At 69.3% G+C, this 25,469-nt stretch carries 1 protein-coding gene (only partly in view); it reads left to right on the forward strand.

Annotated features, from left to right (window positions below; genetic code table 11):
- On the forward strand, positions 1-25,469 hold the 5' portion of the coding sequence (locus ACIA8C_RS00515) for a non-ribosomal peptide synthase/polyketide synthase (RefSeq protein WP_397130128.1). The gene runs 18,298 nt beyond the window's last position; only the first 25,469 of its 43,767 coding nucleotides appear in the window; it begins with the start codon at positions 1-3; its stop codon lies beyond the right edge, outside the window.

The following is a 25,469-nucleotide window of genomic DNA, read 5'->3' on the forward strand; positions in this document are numbered from 1 at the left end:
TTGGACCGGCTGGATTTCGGCGGAAACGGCGAAGCTGGTGACGAACGGGCGCACGCTGGTTCGGGCTACTTCCCGCTGTCTCCTGCGCAGCTGGGCATCTGGTACGCGCAGCACGTTGACCCGCAGGTGCCGGTCAACATCGCGCAGTACGTGGATCTGCACGGCGCGCTTGATGTCGAGATCCTGGAACAGGCCAGCATCGACGCGTCGCACGAGCTCGGTTCGGGCTTCCTGCGCATCATCGAACGCGACGGCGAGCCGCTGCAGTTCGTCGATCACAGCATTGCCGACTACGACAAGGTCACCTATGTAGACCTGCGCGCCGAGGCCGATCCGGCCGCGGCCGCGATGGCGTGGATGCGCGCCGAGTACAGCCGTCCGATGGATCTGACGACCGACCGCCTGATCGCGGTCGCGGCACTGCAACTGGCCGACGATCACTGGTACTGGTACTCGCGGGCGCATCACGTCACGCTCGACGGCTTCGGCGCGATGACCAACCTGAACCGGATCGCCGAGCTGTACACCGCGTACGCGAACGGCACCGAGCCAGCCGCCTCCAAGGCCACCGACCTGCACACGCTCTATGAGCAGGAGATGGCTTACCGGGAGAGCAAGCGCTTCGGTACCGACAAGGAGTACTGGGCCGAACGGGTCGCCGGGCTGGAGGAAGGCACCAGCCTGACCGGCCGGTCCGCCCCGCCCGCCGCGATCAACGGGATCGCCAGCGCCGCGCTGTCCGATGAGCAGAACACGCTGCTGGATGCGGCTGTGCGGCGCCGTGATTCGTCGCCCGCCGGGCTGTTGCTTGCCGCGTTTGCCGGGTACCTGGCGCAGTGGAACGGCGTCGAGGACGTCATCCTGAGCCTGCCGGTGACCGCGCGCACCACCGCGGCGATGCGTCGCTCCGGCGGTGTCTCGTCGAACATCGTGCCGCTGCGGCTGCACGTCGGCCACGACACGACGGTCAGCGAACTGCTCAAGCAGGTGACGGTCGAGGTGTCCGGGGCGCTGCGGCATCAGCGATACCGGCACGAGGACATCCGCCGCGACTCGGCCGGCGACGGCATGGTGACCACGGAATTCTTCGGTCCGTGGGTCAACATCATGCTGTTCCACGACGAGCTGGTGATGGGCCCGATGGTCGGTCAGCTGCATGTGCTGTCCACCGGCAGCATCGAGGATCTCGGCGTCAACTTCTATCAGTCGGTGGCGGGCACCCGTTCGCACATCGACTTCGAGACCAACCCGAACCTCTACACCGAAGACGAAGCGCGGCGCCATCATTCGCGCTTCCTGGAGTTCTTCGACCGGTTCCTCGCGGCCGACGACGACGCCGCGATCTGGGCGTTGGACGTCACCACCGCCGACGAGCGGGAGCGCTCGCTGCTGGAGTGGAACGACTCCGACCAGGACGTGCCGGACACCACGCTGTCCGCGCTGCTGGGTGCGCAGATGCCGTTGGCGCCGGACAACATCGCGCTCGACTTCGAGGGCGCGACGCTGACCTATTCGGAGTTCGACGCGCGGGTCAACCGGCTGGCCCGGTTCCTGATCGCCGACGGTGTCGGCCCGGAATCGCTTGTCGCGCTGGGTATGCGGCGCTCGCTGGAGCTGGTCATCGGCATGCACGCGGTGCTGAAGGCCGGTGGCGCGTATGTGCCGATCGATCCGGATCATCCGGCCGATCGCACCGCCTACATCCTCGACAGCGCGGCACCGGTCTGTGTGCTGACGCTGTCCGCCGACGAGGTGGAACTGCCGGAGTCGGTGCGGCAGGTGCGGATCGACACCCTGGACGTGTCGGAGTTCTCCGCCGCGCCGGTGACCGACGCGGACCGGCTCGCGCCGCTGCGTCCGGACAACACCGCCTACGTCATCTACACCTCGGGTTCGACCGGACGCCCCAAAGGCGTTGCGGTCACCCATCACGCGATCGTCAACCAGCAGCTGTGGATGCTCGACGAGTACCGGCTCACCGCGGCCGATGTGTACCTGCAGAAGACCGCGACCACGTTCGACGTGTCGCTGTGGGGTTACTTCCTGCCGCTGCTGGTCGGTGCGAAGCTGGTCATCGCCTCGCCCGACGGTCATCGCGACCCGCTGTATGTCGCTGACATGATCGAGCGGCACGGTGTCACCGTCACCGACTTCGTGCCGTCGATGCTCACGGTGTTCGTCTCGCACGCGACGCAGGCGCAATGTGCCACGCTGCGTGCGGTTTTCGTGATCGGTGAGGCGCTGCCGCCGGAGACCGCCGCCGGTTTCCGCGCGATCACCACGGCAGGCCTGCATAACTTGTACGGCCCGACCGAGGCCGCGGTCTCGGTGACCTACTGGGAGGCGACCGCCGCCGACACGGTGACCGTGCCGATCGGTATCCCGGAGTGGAATGTCTCGGTCTACGTGCTGGATTCGCGGCTGCGACCGGCCGCCATCGGCGCGCCCGGCGAGCTCTACCTCGGTGGCCGTCAGCTGGCCCGCGGCTACCGCGGCCGCCCTGACCTGAGCGCGGATCGTTTCGTCGCGAATCCGTTGTCCGACAACGGCGAACGCATGTACCGCACCGGCGACCTGGTGCGCTGGAACGACGCGGGCACGCTGGAATACATCGGCCGCACCGACTTCCAGGTGAAGTTCCGTGGCCAGCGCATCGAGCTCGGCGAGATCGAGACCGATCTGCTCGCCCACCCGGCGGTCAGTCAAGCCGTTGTCCTGGTGATGGATACCGCCACCGGTCAGCAGCTGGTGGCGTATGTGGTTCCCGCGCCCGGACATTCGGTCGATCCGACCGAGTTGACCAGGTTCGCGGCCGAGAAGCTGCCGAGCTACATGGTGCCCGCGTCGGTCATGGTGCTGGACGCCTTCCCGCTCAACACCTCCGGCAAGCTGGACCGAAAAGCGCTGCCGGAGCCGGTGTTCAGCGTGGACGCGACGAGCTTCCGCGCCCCGCGCACCCAGGCCGAGCAGATCGTCGCTGGCATCTTCGCCGACGTGCTGAGCCAGGACCGCATCGGCATCGACGACAACTTCTTCGATCTCGGCGGCAACTCGCTGGTCGCGACCCAGGTGGTGTCGCGGATCGGCGTCGCGTTCGGCACCCAGATCGGGGTGCGCGCGCTGTTCGAGTCGCCGACCGTGGCCGGGATCGCCGCCCGCGCGGAGAACGCCAGCCAGACCGAGGGCGCCCGGCCGCCGCTGGTAGCCCAGCAGCTGCCAGAGCGGGTGCCGCTGTCGCTGTCGCAGCAGCGGATGTGGTTCATCAACCAGTTCGACTCGACCGTGCCCGCCTACAACCTGCCGTTCGTGGTGCGGTTGCGCGGCGAGGTCGACCTGGACGCGTTGCAGGCCGCGCTGATCGATGTGGTCGCGCGCCAGCAGTCGCTGCGCACGATCTTCCCCGAGTCCGGCGACGGCGGCTACCAGCAGGTGCTGCCGGTCGATCAGGTAGACCTCGGCATCGCGATCGAGCCGATCGACGAAGCCGAATTGCACGGTGTACTCACCGCGTTCGCGTCCACCGGCTTCGATGTGTCGCGGGAACTGCCGATCCGGGTCCGGGTCTACGCGGTGACCGGTAGCGGCCACAACGGCACCGCCGATTACGCGGTCGCGTTCGTGGTGCATCACATTGCCGCGGACGGCTTCTCGTTCGGCCCGCTGGCCCGCGATGTCGCCGCCGCCTACCTCGCGCGTGCCGCGGGGCAGGCGCCGAGCTGGGCGCCGCTGCCGGTGCAGTATCAGGACTTCAGCGTCTGGCAGCGTGAGCTGCTCGGCGCCGAATCCGATCCCGGCTCCATGGCGGCCCGCGAAATCGCCTACTGGCGTAGGGCTTTGGCAGGGCTGCCCGATCAGCTCGACCTGCCCGCGGATCGCCCGCGCCCGTCGGTGCAGAGCTTCAACGGTGGCCGGGTCAGCTTCGACATCGACGCCGAACTGCACCAGCGGCTTTCGGCATTGGCGCGCGCACAGGGCGTCAGCCTGTTCATGGTCATGCACGCTTCCCTGGCCGTGCTGCTGGCTCGTTTGTCCGGCACCAATGACATCGCCATCGGTACCCCGGTCGCCGGGCGTGGTGAGCAGGCACTCGACGACCTGATCGGCATGTTCGTCAACACGCTGGTGCTGCGCTCGGAGGTCGACGGCAGCGAGCCGTTCACCGAGTTCCTCACCCGCACCAGGGAAACCGACCTCGCCGCGTTCGCGTTCGCCGACGTGCCGTTCGAGCGCCTCGTCGAGGTGCTCAACCCGACCCGCTCCCAGGCCAGGCACCCGCTGTTCCAGGTGATGCTGTCGTTCCAGGAAATGTCGCACGCGACACTGGAACTGCCCGGCCTCTCGGTCACCGCCGACGAGCTCGACGTCGACATCGCCAAGTTCGACCTGCAGTGGACCGTCACCGAAGAGCGTGGCGCGCAAGGCGAACCGGCGGGCATGGCGACCGTGGTCTCCTTTGCCACCGATCTGTTCGACGCCGCGACCGTCGCCGAATTCGGCCGTCGCTACCTGCGGGTGCTCGAAGCCGCCGTCACCACACCGCAGTCCGCGGTGCGCGACATCGACATCCTCGACGACGCCGAGCGCACGCTCGTGCTCACCGGCTGGAACCAGACCGCGCACGAGTTACCCGCGGCGACCGTGCTCGATCTGTTCGAGGAACAGGTCCGCCTGCGCCCGAACGATATCGCCGTCCTGTTCGACGGCGGCACCCGCAGCGCCGGTGAATTCGGCCCGCAAGTCCAGCTCAGCTACGCCGAGTTTTCGGCACGGGTCAATCGCTTGGCGCGCAAGCTGATCGCCGAGGGTGTCGGCCCGGAAACGTTGGTCGCCGTTGGCATCCGCCGCTCGGTGGACATGCTGATCGCCATCTACGCCACCATGACCGCGGGTGGCGGCTACGTGCCGATCGACCCCGATCACCCGGCCGAACGCACCGACTACGTGCTGGCCAACTCGACGCCGGTGTGCGTGCTGACCACCCTGTCCGACGACGTCACGTCCGACAACTGCCCGGTGATCGCCCTCGACACCTTGGATTTGAGCGAATTCGGCGACGAGCCGATCACCGACGCCGAGCGCCGCGCACCGCTGCGCGCGACGAACACCGCGTACGTGCTCTACACCTCCGGTTCCACCGGCCGGCCCAAGGGCGTGGCCGTCAGCCACGCCAGCGTGCTCAACCAGATCGCCTGGATCACCGGCGAATACCGGATCGGCCCCGCCGATGTGGTGCTGCAGAAGACGCCGGTCACCTTCGACGTGTCGGTGTGGGAACTGTTCGGCTCGTTGGCCGTCGGTGCCCGCATGCTCATCGCCGCGCCCGACGGGCATCGTGATCCGGTGTACCTCTCCGAGATCATCGGACGGCATCAGGTCACCATGACCTCGTTCGTGCCGTCGATGCTCTCGGTGTTCGCCGGCGCCGCGTCCACCGCCGAATGCGCCTCGCTGCGTGCGGTTCTCGTCGCCGGTGAGGCGTTGCCGCCGGCCACCGTCGCCGCGTTCCGGCAGTTCTCCACCGCCGCGATGCACAACCTGTACGGCCCGACCGAATTCACCGTGCACGCCACCGCATGGCACCTCAACGAGGTCGCACCCACCTCGGTGCCGATCGGGCGCCCGGTGTGGAACGCGCAGGCCTACGTGCTCGACGAGGGCCTGGATCCGGTCCCGGTCGGCGTGCCAGGTGAGCTGTACATGGGCGGCGTACAGACCGCCCGCGGCTACCACGGCCGCCCCGACCTGAGCGCGGAACGCTTCGTCGCCAACCCGTTCGGCGCGCCGGGCAGCCGCCTCTACCGCACCGGCGACCTGGTCCGCTGGGTCGAGCCGCACGATCCCGAGGTCGGCGCCGCCGGCGTACTGGAATACATCGGCCGCACCGACTTCCAGGTGAAGTTCCGCGGTCAGCGCATCGAACTCGGCGAGATCGAGGCCGCGCTGCTCGACCACCCGGCCGTCACCCAGGCGGTCGTGCTCGTGCTGGACACCGTCACCGGCGATCAGCTGGTGTCCTACGTGGTCACCCCGGCGGGCCCGGTCGATATCGACAACATCAAGAACGCGCTGCACCGCACGCTGCCCGCCTACATGGTGCCGTCGGCGATCGTGGTGCTCGAGGCGCTCCCGCTCAACCCGTCGGGCAAGCTGGACCGCAAGGCGCTGCCCGCGCCGATGTTCGAGGTGCGCGAATTCCGTGCGCCGACAACGCCGATCGAGGAAATCGTCGCGCAGATTTTCGGCGAGGTGCTCGGCATCAACCGAGTCGGTGTCGACGACGACTTCTTTGAACTCGGCGGCAACTCGCTGATCGCGACCCAGGTCGCCTCGCGCCTCGGCATCGCGCTGGACACCCGTGTTCCGGTGCGCATGCTGTTCGAGGCGTCCACCGTCGCCGCGCTCGCGGCACGGGTGGAATCGCACGCCGGTGACGGCGCACGCAAGGCGCTGGTGGCCCGGGTCCGTCCGGAGGAAGTGCCGCTTTCGCTTGCGCAGCAGCGCATGTGGTTCCTCAACCGGTTCGATACCGAGTCCGCGGTCAACAACATCCCGGTCGCCATCCGGCTCTCCGGCGACCTCGACGTGGCCGCGCTGCAGGTCGCCGTCATCGACGTGATCGACCGGCACGAGTCGCTGCGTACCGTGTTCCCGGAGACCAAGACCGGGCCGGTGCAGGTGGTCCTGGACGCGGCGCAGATCGTGCCCGACCTGACGCCGATCCCGGTGACCGAGCACAACCTGATCGACCACCTGGTCCAGCTCGCCTCGATGGCCTTCGATGTAACCAACGAAGTGCCTTTGCACGCAAGGCTTTTCGAGGTCAGCGAGACCGAGTACGTGCTCGGCATGGTGGTGCACCACATCTCCGCCGACGGCTGGTCGATGGGCCCGCTGGCCCGCGACGTGATGGTGGCCTACGCCGCGCGCACCTCGTGGGAGGCGCCCGCCTGGTCGGCGCTGCCCGTGCAGTACGCGGACTACGCGCTGTGGCAGCGCGAGGTGCTCGGCTCCGAGGACGACCCGAGTTCGTTGATCGCCAATCAGATTCGCTACTGGGCCCGCGAACTCGCCGATCTGCCAGACGAATTGGTGCTGCCCTCGGACCGCCCGCGGCCCGCGGCGGCGTCCTATCGCGGCGGCACCTATCCCTTCGTGATCTCCGGTGAGACCCAGCGCGCGCTGGTCGACCTGGGCCGCAGGCACAATGCCTCGCTGTTCATGGTGATGCACAGCGCGCTCGCCGTGCTGCTCGCCCGTGCCAGCGGCACCGGCGACATCGCCATCGGCACGCCGGTGGCCGGCCGCGGCGAGGCCGCGCTGGACGATCTGATCGGCATGTTCGTCAACACGCTCGTGCTGCGCACCGAGGTGGACGGCGCGGCAAGCTTCGCCGATCTGCTCGCGCAGGCCAGGGAGAAGGACCTGCACGCGTTCGCGCACGCGGACGTGCCGTTCGAGCGGCTCGTCGAGGTGCTCAACCCGGCCCGCTCGCAGGCCAGGCATCCGCTGTTCCAGGTGATGCTGACCTTCCAGAACACCAGGCAGGCCAGCCTGGAGCTGCCAGGGCTCTCGGTCAACGGCGTCGACTACGACGCGCGCCTTGCCAAGTTCGACCTGCAGCTGACCCTGCAGGAAACCCAGGACGAGCTGGGCGACGCGGCTGGCATGTCGGCCGAATTCTCTTACGCCGAAGACCTTTTCGACGAGGACACGGTCGCCGCGTTCGCCCGCAGGCTGGACCGGGTGCTCGCGGCGGTCGCCGCCGACCCGAACGTGCCGATCGGCGACATCGACCTGCTGGTGCCCGAAGAGCACGCGCAGGTGCTGGTCGACTGGAACGACACCGCGCAGCAGGTGTCCGGCGAAACGCTGGTCTCGCTGTTCGACGCGCAGGCCGCCGCGACGCCGGAGGCGACCGCCCTGGTCTTCGACGAGGAACGGCTCACCTACCGCGAACTGCAGGTGCGGGCCAACCGGATCGCCAGGCAGCTGATCAAGGCGGGCGTCGGACCGGAATCGCTGGTCGCGCTGTCCATCCGCCGCTCCAACGAGCTGGTCATCGCGATGTACGCGGTGCTGCAGACGGGTGCGGCGTATGTGCCGCTCGACCCGGATCAGCCCGCCGACCGGATCAACCACATCGTCGACACCGCACGCCCGCGGATGATCCTGTACCGCTCCGCGGACGGGTTCGGCATCGACCTGCAGCGTGAGGTCTCGGTCATCGCGATCGAGGGCATCGAGGGTGTGCCCGGCATCGCCGCCTCCAGCGGCGCGCCGATCACCGATGCCGAACGCACCCAACCGCTTCGGCCGGGCAATACCGCCTACGTGATCTTCACCTCCGGGTCGACCGGTCGCCCGAAGGGTGTGGCGGTGAGCCATGCCGCGATCGTCAACCGGTTGCTGTGGATGCAGCACGAGTACCCGATCGGGCCCGGCGACGCCGTGCTGCAGAAGACGCCGGCCACCTTCGACGTGTCGGTGTGGGAGTTCTTCTGGCCCTTGCAGACCGGCGCGCGACTGGTCGTCGCGAAGCCGGACGGGCATCGCGATCCGGTGTACCTGGCGCAGCTCATCGCCGAACACGGCATCACCACGGCGCATTTCGTGCCGTCGATGATGTCGGTGTTCGTGTCCACCCTCGGCAACGAGAACGGCGACGCGGACGGGTACCCGTCGTCGCTGCGGCAGGTGTTCGCCTCCGGCGAGGCGCTGCCCGCGCAAACCGCGCAGCGTCTGCGCGAGCTGACCGGTGCCAAGCTGCACAACCTGTACGGCCCGACCGAGGCCGCCGTCGACGTCACGTATCACGAAGTGACGGACGCGGATTCGGTCTCGGTGCCGATCGGCCGCCCCGTGTGGAACACCCGGGTCTTCGTGCTCGACGCCAGGCTGCACCCGGTCGCACCGGGTGTCGCGGGTGAGCTCTATCTCGCGGGCGATCAGCTCGCGCTCGGCTACCTCGGCCGGTCGGACCTGACCTCGGATCGGTTCGTCGCCAATCCGTACGGGGCTCCGGGCGCGCGGATGTACCGCACCGGCGACCTTGTCCGATGGACGACCGCATCGCGAAGCGATTCGATGAGGGGTGGTCGGGCGACGGGTGCGCCAGCGGATGGCGAGCTGGAGTACTTGGGCCGCACCGACTTCCAGGTGAAGCTGCGCGGCCTGCGCATCGAACTCGGCGAGATCGAGGCCGCGCTGCTGACCCAGCCCGGCATCGCGCAGTCGGTTGTCGTAGTGCGGACCGACGCGCACGCCGGCGATCAGCTGGTGGGTTACGTTGTCGCCGAAGCGGATTCGGTCATCGACACCGATGCGGTCAAGGCCGCACTCGCCGGATTGCTACCCGGCTACATGATTCCGGCCGCGCTGGTCGTGCTCGACGCCTTCCCGGTCAACGCCAGCGGCAAGCTCGATCGCCGAGCGCTGCCCGCTCCGGTGTTCGAGGCCAAGCGTTTCCGTGCGCCCGCCACCCCGATCGAGGAGATCGTGGCGGAGGTCATCGCCGAGCTGCTCGGGCTGCCGCGCGTCGGCGTCGACGACGACTTCTTCGAGCTCGGCGGCAACTCCCTGGTGGCCACCCAGGTGGTGGCGCGGCTGAGCGCGGCGCTGGACACCGAGGTCGGGGTGCGCGCGCTGTTCGAGGCGCCCACCGTGGCCGCGCTGGCTGCCCGCGTCGAATCGCGGGCGGGAACCGGTGCGCGGCAGGCGCTTACGGCACAGGTGCGACCCGAGCGGCCGCCGCTGTCGCTGGCTCAGCAGCGGATGTGGTTCCTCAACCGCTTCGACGCCGACTCGGCCGCCAACAACATTCCGGCCGCGGTGCGGCTGGAGGGCGCGCTGGATCTGGCCTCGCTGCGCGGCGCGGTCGCCGACGTGGTCGCGCGGCACGAATCGCTGCGCACCGTCTATCCGTCGCAGGACGGCGTCGCCTACCAGCGGGTGCTGCCCGCGACCAGGGCGATCCCGGACCTGGAGGTCTTCCCGGTCGCCGAGGGCCAATTGCTCGGCGCGCTCTACGAATTCGTCGAGCGCGGCTTCGACGTGACGGCCGAGCCGCCGGTGCGGCTGCGGGCCTACCAGCTCGGCGAGCAGGACTACGTGCTGGTCGTCGTGGTGCATCACATCGCGACGGACGGCTTCTCGATGCGGCCGCTGGTCCGCGACCTGATGACCGCATACGTGGCGCGCACCTCGGAGTCCGAGCCCGGCTGGCCGCCGCTCGCGGTCCAGTACGTGGACTTCGCGCTGTGGCAGCGGGAAACGCTCGGCTCCGAGGACGATCCGACCTCGCTGATCTCCGAGCAGCTCGACTACTGGCGCGACGCGCTCAACGGTCTGCCCGACGAGCTGCGCCTGGCCGGGCGCCCCCGGCCCGCGGTCGCGTCGTATCAGGCTGGGACACACCGATTCCGGGTGCCCGGCGAGCTGATCGACGAGCTGAACAGGGTTGCGCACGCGCACGGCACCACGCTGTTCATGGTGGTGCACAGCGCCTTCGCCGCACTGCTCGCTCGACTGAGCGGTTCCGACGACATCGCCATCGGCATCCCGGTGGCGGGTCGTGGCGAGCAGGCCCTCGACGACCTGGTCGGCATGTTCGTCAACACCCTGGTGTTGCGTGCGCAGGTCGACACCGACGCGTCGTTCACCGAACTGCTCGCGCAGGTGCGCGAGCGTGACCTGCAGGCCTTCGCGCACGCCGACGTGCCGTTCGAGCGGCTTGTCGAGGTGCTCAACCCGGCCCGTTCGCAGGCGCGGCACCCGCTGTTCCAGGTGATGCTGTCGTTCCAGAACCTGGGCCGTGCGTCGCTCGAACTGCCCGGCCTGCTGGTCTCCGAGCTCGGCATCGATCAGCCGACCGCGAAATTCGACCTCCAGCTCACGCTGAGCGAGGTGCAGGGCACCGAGGCGTCGATGGACGCCGAACTCCTCTACGCCACCGACCTTTTCGACGGAGCGTTCGCGAATACCTTCGCCGAGCGCTTCCTTCGCGTGCTCGGCGGCGTCGCCGCCGAGCCGACCGCGGCGGTCGGCGATATCGAGCTGCTGGATGTGGCCGAGCGCGAGCTGGTCGTGCGGCGGTGGAACGACACCGAATTCCCGGTGGACGCGGCGCTGACCTCGCCGGTCGGCGACGCCGCCGCGACATTGGTCTCGCTGTTCGAAGCGCAGGTCGCACGGACACCCGACGCGGCAGCGGTCACGTTCGAGGGGACAACTCTGTCCTACGCCGAGTTCGCCGCACGAGTGCACCGGCTGGCACGCTGGCTCAAGCAGAACGGCGTCGGCCCGGAATCCTATGTCGCCCTTGGCATGCGGCGCTCAATCGACCTCGTCGTCGGCATGTACGCGGTGAACGCCGCCGGTGGCGCGTACGTGCCGCTTGACCCGGACCACCCGGCTGAGCGCACCGACTACATCCTGGAGACCGCGCGCCCCGTTTGCGTGCTGACCTCCGGCACCGACCTGGCGTCCACGGGCTCCCGGCAGGTGCGCATCGACGAGCTCGACCTGTCCGAGTTCTCCGACGCGCCACTGACCGACGCGGACCGGCACAAGCCGCTGCGCCCGGCCAACACCGCGTACGTGATCTTCACCTCGGGTTCGACCGGTCGGCCGAAGGGTGTCGCGGTCTCGCACGCCGCGATCGTCAACCGGCTGGTCTGGATGCACGCGGAGTACGGCCTCGCCGCCTACGACGTGGTGCTGCAGAAGACGCCAGCCACCTTCGACGTGTCGGTGTGGGAGTTCTTCTGGCCCTTACAGGTCGGCGCGCGACTGGTCGTCGCGAAGCCGGACGGCCACCGCGACCCCGCGTACCTGGCGCGACTGATCATCGAAGAGCGGGTCAGCACGGTGCATTTCGTGCCGTCGATGCTTTCGGTGTTCGTCGCCGAGGAGCGCGCGGGCGAATGCGTCAGCCTGCGTAATGTTTTCGCCTCGGGTGAGGCGCTGCCCGCCGTCACCGCGCAGCGACTGCGCGCGCTGACCGGTGCCAGGCTGCACAACCTGTACGGCCCCACCGAGGCCGCCGTCGACGTCACCTTCCACGAGGTGACCGAGGCCGACACCAGCTCGGTGCCGATCGGCGCCCCGGTGTTCAACACCCAGGTGTACGTGCTGGATTCGCGGCTGCGGCCGGTTCCGGTCGGCGTGCCCGGCGAGCTGTACCTGGCCGGCGCGCAGCTGGCGCACGGGTACGTGGCCCGCCCTGACCTGACCACCGACCGGTTCATCGCGAACCCGTTCGGCGATGCCCAGCGCATGTACCGCACCGGCGACTTGGTCTCCTGGACTGAGGACGGTGAGCTGGAGTACCTGGGCCGCACCGACTTCCAGGTGAAGCTGCGTGGCCTGCGGATCGAGCTCGGCGAGATCGAGAACGCGCTCACCGCACTGGAATCCGTGGCGCAGGCGGTCGTGCTGGTACGCACCGACGAGCGGACCGGCGATCAGCTGGTCGCCTATGTGGTCGGCAACCCGGATCGGGCATTGGACGTCGAGTCGGTCAAGACCGCGCTCGGCGAGCAGCTGCCCGCGTACATGGTGCCATCGGCCTATGTGGAGCTCGACGAGTTCCCGCTGAACCCGTCCGGCAAGCTGGATCGCCGGGCGCTGCCCGAACCGACGTTCGCGGCCAAGACCTTCCGCGCGGCGGCCACCCCGGTGCAGGAGATCGTCGCCGATACCTTCGCCGCGGTGCTCGGTGTCGAGCGCGTCGGTCTGGACGACGACTTCTTCGAGCTCGGCGGCAACTCCCTGGTCGCCACCCAGGTGGCGGCGCGCCTCGGCGAGGCGCTGGATACCCAGGTTCCGGTACGGGCGCTGTTCGAGGCGTCGAGCGTCGCCGCGCTGGCCGCACGCGTGGAATCGGCTGCCGGACAAGGCGGCCGGGCGCCGCTGGTGCCGCAGGAGCGCACCGGCCTGGTGCCGCTGTCGCTGGCGCAGCAGCGGATGTGGTTCCTCAACCGGTTCGACAACCGCACCGCGGTCAACAACATCCCGGTCGCCATCCGGCTCACCGGTGAACTCGATATCGAAGCGCTCAACGCCGCCATCGGCGACGTACTGGCCCGCCACGAGGCGCTGCGCACCGTGTACCCCGAGGTGGAAGGCACCGGCTACCAACGCATCCTGCCGGTTTCGGAGGTGTCGTCCCCGGTCGTCGCCGAGCCGGTGACCGCCGACGAGCTGCCCGCGCGCATCGTCGAGCTGGCCAGCTACCACTTCGACGTGACCAGCGAGATCGCCTTCCGCGCAAGCCTGCTCAGCCTGGACGAGCGCAATCACGTCGTGGTGCTGGTCATGCACCACATCAGCGCCGACGGCTTCTCGCTGCGGCCACTGCTGCGCGACGTGGTCGTCGCCTACAGCGAGCGCACCCGCGGCGAGACGCCGTCCTGGGCACCCCTAGATGTGCAGTACGCCGACTACGCGCTGTGGCAGCGCGACGTGCTCGGCGTCGAGCACGATCCGGAATCGGTTGCGGCCCAGCAGATCTCGTACTGGGTCGAGCAGCTGCGCGATCTGCCCGATCAGATCGAGCTGCCCGCCGACCGGCCGCGTCCGGAGATCGCCTCCAATGCCGGTGGCACGCACAACTTCTCGATCGACGCCGAACTGCACGCCGCGCTGGCCGAACTGGCCCGTCGTCGCGGGGTCACGCTGTTCATGGTGGTGCACGCCGCGCTGGCCGCGTGGGCGGGCAGGCTGTCCAACAGCTCCGACATCGCCATCGGCACCCCGGTCGCCGGACGAGGCGAGCGGGCCCTCGATGACCTGGTCGGTATGTTCGTCAACACGCTGGTGCTGCGCAGCGAGATCGATCCCGCCGCGCGGTTCAGCGAGCTGCTCGAGCAGGTGCGCCGGACCGATCTGACGGCCTTCGGCAATGCCGATGTGCCGTTCGAGCGCCTTGTAGATGTCATCAGCCCGGCTCGCTCGCAGGCGCATCATCCGTTGTTTCAGGTCGCGCTGACCTTCGAGGCGGCCTCGGCCGCCGACATGGGGACCGTCGAGCTGCCCGGCCTCGATCTCGATGTCGTCGAATTCGACGCGGGGACAGCCAAGTTCGATGTGCAGCTGACCGTCGGCGAGACCGCCGACGGCGCGCTGGCGATGTCGTGGAATTACGCGACCGAGTTGTTCGATCCGGAGACGGTGGCTTCGTTCGCCGACCGGTTGGTGCGTGTGCTGCACACCATCGCCGAGGATCCCGAGATCGCGGTCGGCGACATCGATCTGCTCGGCGAGTCCGAGCGCCTCGATGTCTCGCAGCGCTGGGTGTCTTCCGGAATGGACGGCGGCGCGGGCGTTTTCGGTGAGTCCGAGGCCACTTTGGTCACCGTGTTCGACGCGGCCGTCGCCGCGCATCCGAACCGGACGGCGGCCCGCTTCGGCGTCGAAACACTCACCTACGGCGAGCTGGATCGGCGCGCGAACATCTTGGCGCGCAGGCTGATCGCGGACGGCGCCGGACCCGAATCGCTGGTCGCGGTGATCCTGCCGCGCTCGCTCGACCTGGTCGTCGCGCTGGTCGCGGTGGTCAAGACCGGTGCGGGCTATGTGCCGGTCGACCCGACCTACCCGGCGGATCGCATCGCCTACGTGCTCGGGGATTCCCAGCCGACCAGCGTGATCCTGGACTCGACGGTCCAGGTGACGGTGCCGGTAGACCTGCCGAGCGTGGTGCTGGACGGCTTCGCCGTGGAAACCGGCAATGTCGAGGACGCCGACGACGCGCCGATCACCGACGCGGACCGCAACGCGGCGCTCTCGCCCGACCACGTCGCGTACGTGATCTACACCTCCGGTTCTTCCGGCCGCCCCAAGGGTGTCGCCGTCACGCACCGGAATGTGGTGCGCCTGTTCGCGAATACCGATCGCGACTTCAACTTCGGCCCCGACGATGTGTGGACGCTGTTCCACTCCTACGCCTTCGACTTCTCGGTGTGGGAGCTGTGGGGCCCGCTGCTGTTCGGCGGCACCCTCGTGGTGGTCGACTACTACACCTCGCGCTCGCCCGAGCAGTTCCTGGAACTGCTCCGCGCAGAGCGGGTTACGGTGCTCAACCAGACCCCGTCCGCGTTCTATCAACTGGCGGAAGCGGATCGCAACGCCGCGCCCGACGCCACCCCGCTGGCCCTGCGCTACGTGGTGTTCGGTGGCGAGGCGCTCGAGCTGCGCAGGCTCTCGGATTGGGTTGCCCGCCACGGCGCCGGGCCCGAGAACGCCACCGCGGGCCCCGCAGCGGGGTCTCCGCTGCTGGTCAACATGTACGGCATCACCGAGACCACGGTGCACGTCTCCTACCGTGCGCTGGACGCCGCGACCATCGCCGCCGCCTCCGGCAGCGTGGTCGGCCGGGCCATCGCCGGTCTGCGGGTGTATGTGCTCGACAACCGGCTGCGGCCGGTCCCGGTCGGTGTCGCGGGCGAAATGTATGTGGCCGGACCGCAATTGGCGCGCGGCTACCTCGGCCGTCCCGACCTGTCGGCCACCCGTTTCGTCGCCAACCCGCTCGGCGGCTCCGACGCAGCGGGCTCGCGCCTGTACCGCTCCGGCGACCTGGCGCGCTGGAACCGCTTCGGCGAGCTCGAATACCTGGGCCGCGCCGACGATCAGGTGAAGGTCCGCGGCTTCCGCATCGAACTCGGCGAGATCGAGTCCGCCATCCTGGCCCAGCCCGGCATCGCCCAAGCGGCGGTCATCGTGCGCGAGGACCAGCCGGGCGATCAGCGGATCGTGGCCTACGTGGTCGCCGAGCCCGACGTCGTGCCGGTACTCGACCGGGTACGTGACGGTGCCGCCGAGCGGCTGCCGTCGTTCATGGTGCCCGCCGCGCTGGTGCGGCTCGAGTGGATTCCGTTGACGGTCAACGGAAAGCTCGATCGCCGTGCGCTGCCCGCCCCCGCCGTGCAGTCCCGTGCCTTCCGCGCGCCGGTCACCCCGGTGCAGGAGACGGTGGCCGCGGTGTTCGCCGAGGTCCTAGATCTGCCGCGGGTCGGCGTCGACGACGACTTCTTCGATCTCGGTGGTAACTCGCTCATCGCCACCAGGGTCGTCTCCCGCATCGGTGCCGCGCTCGGCACCACCGTCGCGGTGCGCGCGCTGTTCGAGGCGCCCACCGTGGCCGCCCTGGCCGCGCGGGTCGAATCGCACGCCGACGGTGCCGCGCGGGCCAGGCTGGTCGCGCGGCCGCGCAAGGCCGACGAACTGGTGCCGCTGTCATTCGCGCAGCAGCGCATGTGGTTCCTCAACAAGTACGACACCTCCTCGGCGGCCTACAACCTGCCGGTCGCCATCCGCCTGACCGGCGCGCTCGACGTGGCCGCGCTGCGGCTCGCGGTGGCCGACGTGGTGCGCAGGCACGAGTCGCTGCGCACCCGCTACCCCGAGCACGGCGGCACCCCGGTCCAGGTGATCGTGCCCGCCGAGAACATCGCGCTCGACCTGCACCCGGTGCCGGTGGATCCGGCCGAGCTGACCGCCGTGGTGACCGACTTCGTCACCACCGGATTCGATGTGGCCGAACAGGTTCCGCTGCGCACCAGGCTCTACAGCGCGGGCCCCGACGAGCACGTGCTCGTCGTGGTGGTGCACCACATCGCGGCGGACGGCTTCTCGATGGGGCCGCTGACCCGCGACGTGATGCTGGCCTACTCGGCGCGCACCCAGGACAGCGCGCCCGGCTGGGCACCCCTGGCCGTGCAGTACGCCGACTTCGCCGTCTGGCAGCGCGAAGTCCTTGGCACCGAAGACGATTCGGACTCGCTGATGGCGCGCCAGGTGGCGCACTGGCAGCAGGTCCTCGACGGGGTGCCGGACGAGCTGACGCTGCCCGCGGACCGCCCGCGTCCGGCGATCGCCTCGTTCCGCGGCGCGACGCTGCACCGTGAGCTGCCCGGCGAGCTGATCGCCGGGCTGGAAGACATTGCGCGGCAACGCGGTGCGTCGCTGTTCATGGTGATGCACGGCGCGCTGACGGTGCTGCTGGCGCGGCTGTCCGGCGCGGACGACATCGCGGTCGGCACGCCGATCGCGGGCCGCGGCGAGCAGGCGCTCGACGACCTGGTCGGCATGTTCGTCAACACCCTGGTGCTGCGCACCGGCATCGACGCCGCCGAATCGTTCACCGAACTCGTCGATCGGGTGCGGCGCACCGACCTCGACGCGTACGGCAACGCCGACGTGCCGTTCGAGCGACTGGTGGAACTGCTCGCGCCGGAACGCTCGCAGGCGCGTAACCCGCTGTTCCAGGTGATGCTCGCCTTCCAGAACCTGGATCGCACCAGCCTCGAACTGCCCGGGCTGTCGGTGTCCGCGCTCGACCTCGAAGAGAACGTCGCCCGCTTCGACCTGCAGTTCACGCTGTCGGAGCTGGGTGAACCCGGCACGGCCGGAATGGCTTTGGCGCTCACCTACGCCACCGAGCTGTTCGACGAGTCGACCGCCGCGGAGATCGCGCAGCGGTGGCAGCGGGTGCTCGAGGCCATCGTCGCCGACCCGGCCATCGCGGTCGGTCGGATCGACGTGCTCGATGCCGCGGAGCGGGCCGACCTGACCGCTCGCACCGGCCAGCGGGCCACGGTCGCGCGGACGCTGCCCGACCTCATCGCCGAGGCCGCCGCCATCGACCCGGCCGCACCCGCGGTGGTGTTCGAGGGACGCAGTACGTCGTATGGCGAGCTCGACGAGCGCTCGAACCGCTTGGCCCGCTTGCTGATCGAGCGTGGCCTTGGCACCGAAGATCTGGTCGCGGTCGCCGTGCCACGCTCGGACGACTCCTACTTCGCCGAATGGGCGGTCGCCAAGTCCGGTGCCGCGTTCGTGCCGATCGACCCGACCTACCCGGCCGATCGGATCGCGCACATGGTCACCGATTCGGGTTCCCCGGTCGGTCTCACCGTGACGTCGGTGCGGGGCGACCTGCCGGACTCGGTCGAATGGCTCGTCCTCGACGAGCTGGATCTGACCGGCGTCGACGCGGCCGCGATCACCGATGCCGAGCGCGTGCGTCCGGTGCGGCCGGAGCATCCGGCGTACGTCATCTACACCTCCGGTTCCACCGGCGTCCCCAAGGGCGTCGTGGTCACCCACACCGGTCTCGCCAACTTCCGGGACGAGCAGAACGCTCGCTACGACGTCGATTCATCAACGCGCGCACTGCATTTCGCGTCACCGAGCTTCGACGCGTCGATCCTGGAGTTCCTGCTTGCGATCGGTCGCGGCGGCACCCTGGTGGTCTGCCCGCCCGGTGTGTACGGCGGCGACGAGCTGGCCGAGCTGATCCGCACCGAGCGCGTCACGCACGCGTTCATCACCCCGTCCGTGCTCGCCTCGCTGGATCCGGCCGCCCTGGCCGGCATGCGGGTGATCGTGGCCGGTGGCGAGGCGGTCCCGGCCGATCTGGTCACCAAGTGGGGTGGCGCGCCGGACGGTTCCGGGCGGCGCTTCCACAACGGTTACGGTCCGACCGAGACCACGATCATGACCAACATCAGCGACGCGCTGACGCCGGGCGATCTGGTCACCATCGGTGGCCCGACCCGCGGCATGCAGTCGCTGATCCTGGACGCCCAGCTCCGGCCCGTTCCGGTGGGTGTCGCGGGTGAGCTCTATCTGTCGGGTGTCCAGCTGGCCCGTGGCTACCACGCGCGCGCCGGGCTGTCCGCCGACCGCTTCGTGGCGAATCCGTATGTGGCCGGTGCGCGGATGTACCGCACGGGTGACGTGGTCCGTTGGACGCGCATCGGCGAGGTGGAATACGTCGGCCGGTCCGACTTCCAGGTCAAGGTGCGCGGTTTCCGTATCGAGCTCGGTGAGATCGACGCGGCACTGGCCGCGCACGAGAACGTCGACTTCGCGGTCACCGTCGGGCACAAGGGTGCCGCCGGTGCCACCTCGCTGGTGGCCTATGTGGTTGCGGCGCAAGGCCGGACGATCGATGTGGCGGCGCTGACCGCGCACGTCGAGGATCGGTTGCCCGCGTACATGGTGCCGTCGTCGATCATGGTGATCGACCGGGTGCCGCTCACTCCGGTCGGCAAGCTGGACCGAAAGGCGTTGCCGGAGCCGGTGTTCGCGACCGAGGTCGTGTTCCGTGCACCGCGCACGCCGGTCGAGCAGGCCATCGCCGAGGTGTTCGCCGAGGTGCTCGGCGTGGAGCGGGTCGGCGTCGACGATTCGTTCTTCGCGCTCGGCGGCGACAGCATCGTCTCCATTCAGCTGGTGTCGCGGGCCAAGGCGCGTGGCGTGGTGTTCACGCCGCGCAATGTCTTCGAGCAGCGCACCGTGGCCGGGCTGGCCGCGGTCGCGGGCACCGCCGATGCCGCGGCGGCCTCGGCCGTGGTGCTTGCCGAGCTGCCCGGTGGTGGCGTCGGCACGATGCCGCTGACCCCGGTCGTGCGGTTCATGGCGGAGCGGCGCGGTTCGTTCCGCCGGTTCAATCAGACCCTCGCACTGGAGCTGCCGGTCGGTATCGACCGGGCGGGCATCGTCGCGACGGTCGGCGCGGTCATTGACCGCCACGACATGCTGCGGTCGAGCCTGCGTGAGGTCGACGGGGAGTGGATCCTCGAAACCGCCGCGGCAGGCACGGTCGACGTGGACGCGTTGGTCGACCACCGCAGCTTCGATGCCGGTGTCGATGATGCCGAGTTGATCGAGATCGCTTCGGCCGCACTGGATTCCTCGCTCGATCGGCTGGATCCCGCTGCGGGCGTTGTCATTCGGTTCGTCTGGCTGGAGCCGTCGAGCAGTGACCGGGCCGGGCGCCTGATCGTCGTCGGCCATCACCTGGTGGTCGACGGTGTTTCCTGGCGCATCCTGGTGCCGGACTTCGTCGCGGCCTGGGGCCAGCGCACCGCGGGCCAGCAGCCCGAGTTGGTCGCACCGGCCACCTCGATGCGGGCCTGGGCGCACGGGCTCGAACGCGAGGCACGCAGTGCCGAACGCGTCGCGGAGCTCGACCATTGGCGTTCGGTGGTCGACGCGGCCGATCCGCTGCTCACCGAGCGTCCGATGGACCCGGCGATCGACACCTCGGGTGTCATCGAGAAGCTGCAGGTCGAGGTGTCCGCCGAGGTCACCAAGGCGCTGCTGACCACGGTCCCCGCGCTGTTCCACGGCGGGGTGAACGACGGCCTGCTTACCGCGCTGGCCCTGGCGACCGCGAAATGGCGGGCGCGCCGGGCCGGTGCGCGCGGCGACTCACTGCTGATCCGCCTGGAGGGCCACGGCCGCGAAGAGGACATCGTGCCCGGCGCGGACCTGTCCCGCACCGTCGGCTGGTTCACCGCGATCTTCCCGGTCCGCTTCGACCTGTCCGGCATCGACATCGACGCCGCGCTGGCCGGTGGGCCCGCGCTCGGCCAGGCCGTCAAGGCGATCAAGGAGCAGCTGCTCGCGGTGCCAGACAAGGGCGTCGGCTACGGACTGCTGCGCTACCTGAACCCGGAGACGGCCACCGAACTGCCCGTCGAGCTGCCCGGCCAGGTGAGCTTCAACTACCTGGGCCGCGTGTCCGAGGGTGATGTGCCAGAGTCGCTGCGCGGCTTCGGCTGGATCCCGGCCGCCGAGCTGGGCGCGCTCGGCGGTGCCTACGACGCGGACATGCCCGCGATGGCGCCGCTGGACATCAACGCGATCGTCACCGGCGACAAGCTGACCGCGAACATCGGCTACCCGTCGACGCTGCTCGACGCCGCCGCCGTCCGCGAATTCGGCGAGCTGTGGACGACCGCGCTGGAAGCGGTTGCCCGGCACGCCAATTCGACCGGCGCCGGTGGGCACACGCCGTCCGACTTCGCGCTGGTGCGCAGCGCGCAGGGCGATATCGACGGCTGGGAGCGGCGCTTCCCGAACCTGGCCGACATCTGGCCGCTGTCGGCGCTGCAGTCGGGTCTGCTGTTCCACGCCAGGCTCGCCGCCAGCTCGGTGGACGTGTACACCGCGCAGGCGGTGCTCACCCTCACCGGCCGGGTCGACGCGGCCCGGTTGCGTTCGGCCGCACAGGCTTTGGTCGACCGCTACGAGAACCTGCGCACCGCGTTCGTCACCGACCGGGACGGCAGCCCGGTGCAGGTGGTCCTGGACAGTGTCCGGGTCGCCTGGTCCGAGCACGACCGGATCGAGCAGGGCGACGGCGACGACCTCATCGCCGCGGACCGCACCACGCGCTTCGACCTGACCGAGCCGCCGTTGATCCGCTTCACGCTGATCCAGGTGGCGCGCGACCGCTGGCAGTTCGTGGTGGCCAACCACCACATCCTGCTCGACGGCTGGTCCATGCCGCTGCTCATGCAGGACCTGCTTGTGCTCTACGCGGCACACGCGGACACCAGCGTGCTGCCCGCGGTCCGGTCCTACCGGCACTTCCTGGAATGGACCGCGCAGCAGGATCATTCGGCCTCGGTCGCCGCGTGGACCACCGCGCTGCGCGGTGTCACCGAGCCGACGCTGCTGGCCCGCCCGGACGCCGGACGTGAAATCACCTCGCTGTCCGGCGAATACTTCTTCGAACTCGACGAGACGGTCACCACGCGGCTCACCGCGCTGGCCGGTTCACTCGGCGTCACGCCGAACACCGTGCTGCAGACCGCGTGGGGAATCGTGGTCGGCCGGATGACCGGTCGCGACGACGTGCTGTTCGGCACCACGGTGTCCGGGCGTCCCGCCGACCTGTCCGGCGTGGAGTCGATGGTCGGCCTGTTCATCAACACCGTGCCGGTGCGGGTGCGTTTCGACCCTGCGGAGTCCGCGCGCCAACTGCTGACCCGGACCCAGGGCGAGCAGGCGGACCTGCTCGATCACCACTATGTCGGGCTCGCGGACATCCAGTCCGCGGCGGGCATCGGTGGCCTGTTCGACACGCTCGTGGTGTTCGAGTCCTACCCGATGGACGCCGAGGGACTGCAGGCGCAGGCCGCCGACATCGACGGCATGGCGGTCGTGGGTCTCGACGCGGCCGATGCCACGCACTACCCGTTGACACTGATCGCCCAGCTGGATTCGAAGCTGCGGATTCGCGCGGGCTACCTGCGTGATCTGTTCGACGAGCAGACCGTGCAGCGGATCGCCGATCGCCTCATCCGAGTGCTGACCGCGATCACCACCGAACCGGCTGTGCCGGTGGGTGATATCGAGCTGCTCGACAGCGTTGAGCGCGAGCTCGTGGTGTCCGGCTGGAACGACACCGCGCACGAGGTGGATTCGGCCGCGACGCTCGTCTCGAAGTTCTACGAGCAGGCCGCGAGCACGCCCGATGCGCCCGCGCTTTCGTTCGAGGGGACAAGTCTCTCCTACGACGAGTTCGCCGGTCGGGTGAATCAACTGGCCCGCTGGCTGATCGCCCGTGGTGTCGGCGCGGAATCGTATGTGGCGCTTGGTATGCGGCGCTCGATCGATCTGGTCGTCGGTATGTACGCGGTCGCGGTTGCCGGTGGCGCGTACGTGCCATTGGATCCGGATCACCCGGCCGAGCGCACGGAATACATTCTGGCCACGGCTGATCCGGTCTGTGTGCTGACCTCCGGCAGCGATCTCGACATCGATACCGCGCAGGTGCGCATCGATCTGCTCGATCTGAGCGGACTGTCCGAAGCGCCGATCACCGACGCGGATCGCTGGGCGCCGTTGCGGCCGTCGAACACCGCGTACGTGATTTTCACGTCCGGTTCCACCGGCCGCCCCAAGGGCGTCGGTGTTTCGCATGCCGCGATCGTCAACCGCCTGGTGTGGATGCAGTCCGCCTACGTGCTGGACGGCACGGACGCGGTGCTGCAGAAGACTCCAGCCACCTTCGACGTGTCCGTCTGGGAGTTCTTCTGGCCCTTGCAGATCGGCGCGCGACTGGTCGTCGCGAAGCCCGACGGACATCGGGACCCGGCCTACCTGGCCGAGATCATCAGCGCCGAGCGGATCACCGTCACGCACTTCGTGCCGTCGATGCTCGCGGTGTTCGTCGCCGACGCGGCCGCGGCCCAGTGCGATTCGCTGCGATTGGTGTTCGCCTCCGGTGAGGCGTTGCCGCCCAAGCCCGCCCACCGGCTGCGCGAGCTGACCGGTGCGGCGCTGCACAACCTGTACGGCCCGACCGAGGCCGCGGTCGACGTCACCTTCCACGAGGTCATCGATACCGATACCGACACCGTGCCGATCGGTGCTCCGGTCTTCAACACCCAGGTGTACGTGCTGGATTCGCGGCTGCGCCCGGTTCCGGTGGGTGTCGCGGGTGAGCTGTATCTTGCGGGTACTCAGCTGGCTCGCGGGTACGTCGCGCGTCCGGATCTGACCAGCGACCGGTTCGTCGCCAACCCCTACGGTGCTACCGGCGAGCGCATGTACCGCACCGGTGACCTGGTGGCGTGGACTTCGGCCGGTGAGCTGGAGTACTTGGGCCGCACCGACTTCCAGGTGAAGTTGCGTGGTCTGCGCATCGAACTCGGCGAGATCGAGACGGCGCTGACCGCGCTGGACGAGGTCGCCCAGTCGGTGGTGGTGGTCCGCGGTGACCAGCACACCGGTGATCAGCTCGTCGCCTACATCATTCCCGCGCCGAATGTCCGGGTGGACACCGAGTTGCTGCGTGAGGACCTGGCCGAGCGGCTGCCCGCGTACATGGTGCCGTCCGTGGTGCTCGTGCTCGACGAGTTCCCGCTCAACGCCTCCGGCAAGCTCGATCGCAAGGCGTTGCCCGCCCCGGTCTTCGAGGCCGCGGTGTTCCGCGCGCCGACGACGCCGGTGGAGGAGATCGTCGCGGCCACCTTCGCCGAGGTGCTCGGCCTGGAGCGGGTCGGCCTGGACGACGACTTCTTCGCGCTCGGCGGTAACTCGCTGACCGCCACCCAGGTGGCCGCGCGGTTGTCCGCCGCGCTGGACGCCGATCTCGGTGTCCGGGAACTGTTCGAGGCGTCCACGGTGGTCGCACTCGCGGCCCGGGCGGAGACGCACACCGGTGCCGGTGCCCGGGCGGCCCTTGCGCCGCAGCAGCGACCCGCCTTGGTTCCGCTGTCGCTGGCTCAGCAGCGCATGTGGTTCCTCAACCGCTTCGATCCGGACTCGGCGGTGGACAACATCCCGGCCGCCGTCCGGCTGTCCGGTCTGCTGGACCGGCAGGCGCTGCAGATCGCGGTCGCCGACGTGCTGGCCAGGCACGAGTCGCTGCGCACGTTCTACCCCGAGGTCGATGGCACCGCGCACCAGCAGACGGTGCCGACCGCCAAGGTGATTCCGGATCTCGCGCCCTTCGAGGTGACCGAGGCCGAACTGCCGCAACGGCTTTCCGAGCTGGTGCTGACCGCCTTCGACGTCACCACCGAGGTGCCGTTCCGGGCAAGGCTTTTCGAGGTCAGCCCGACCGAGCACGTGCTGGCCCTGGTGGTGCACCACATCTCCGCCGACGGCTTCTCCATGGGCCCGCTGACCCGAGACGTGATGACCGCCTACGGCGCTCGCGTCGAGGGTGGCGAACCCGCTTGGCGGCCACTGGAAGTCCAGTACGCGGACTTCGCGCTGTGGCAGCGCGCGGTGCTCGGCGACGAGGACGATCCGGAATCGGTGATCGCCCAGCAGATCGCGTACTGGTCGAACTCGCTGGCCGGGCTGCCCGATCAGCTCGACCTGCCCACCGACCGGCCGCGGCCCGCGGTCGCCTCCGGTCGCGGCGCGACGCACAGCTTCGAGATCGACGCCGACACCCACGCCAAGCTCACCGAACTCGCCCGCACCAGGGGCGCGACGCTGTTCATGGTCACGCACACCGCGCTGGCCGTGCTGCTCGCCCGCCTGTCCGGCGAGGACGACATCGCGATCGGCACGCCGGTCGCGGGTCGTGGCGAGCGCGCCCTCGACGACCTGATCGGCATGTTCGTCAACACCCTGGTGCTGCGGACCCCGATCGAGCGCGGCGCGACGTTCACCGACCTGCTTCGCACCGTGCGCGCCACCGACATCGCCGCGTTCGGGCACGCGGACCTGCCGTTCGAGCGGCTGGTCGAGATCCTGAACCCGGCGCGCTCGCAGGCAAGGCACCCGCTGTTCCAGGTGCTGCTGTCGTTCCAGAACCTCGGCCAGAACAGCCTCGAACTGCCCGGCCTGACGGTCAGCGGCGTCGAATTGCCGATCGACACGGCGAAGTTCGATCTGCAGCTGACACTGTCGGAGAAGAACGCCACCCAAGCGGCGAACGGCGCCCATGCCACTCCGGCCGGGATCAGCGCCGAATTCATCTATGCCACGGATCTTTTCGATCCGGAGACAATGGCGGAGCTCGGGCAGCGATTCAACCGACTGCTCGGCGCGCTCGCGGCGGAACCGGATCGGCCGATCGGCGATATCGCGCTGCTCGACGAGCGGGAGACCGAGCAGGCGCTGCGCGGCTGGAACGACACCGAGCGTGATCTCGGCGCGCCCAGCACGCTGGTCGCGGAGTTCGCCGCTCAGGCGCAGGCCACCCCAGA

Origin of the sequence: Nocardia sp. NPDC051321 (genome assembly GCF_044455225.1) — a bacterium.
Lineage (GTDB): Bacteria > Actinomycetota > Actinomycetes > Mycobacteriales > Mycobacteriaceae > Nocardia.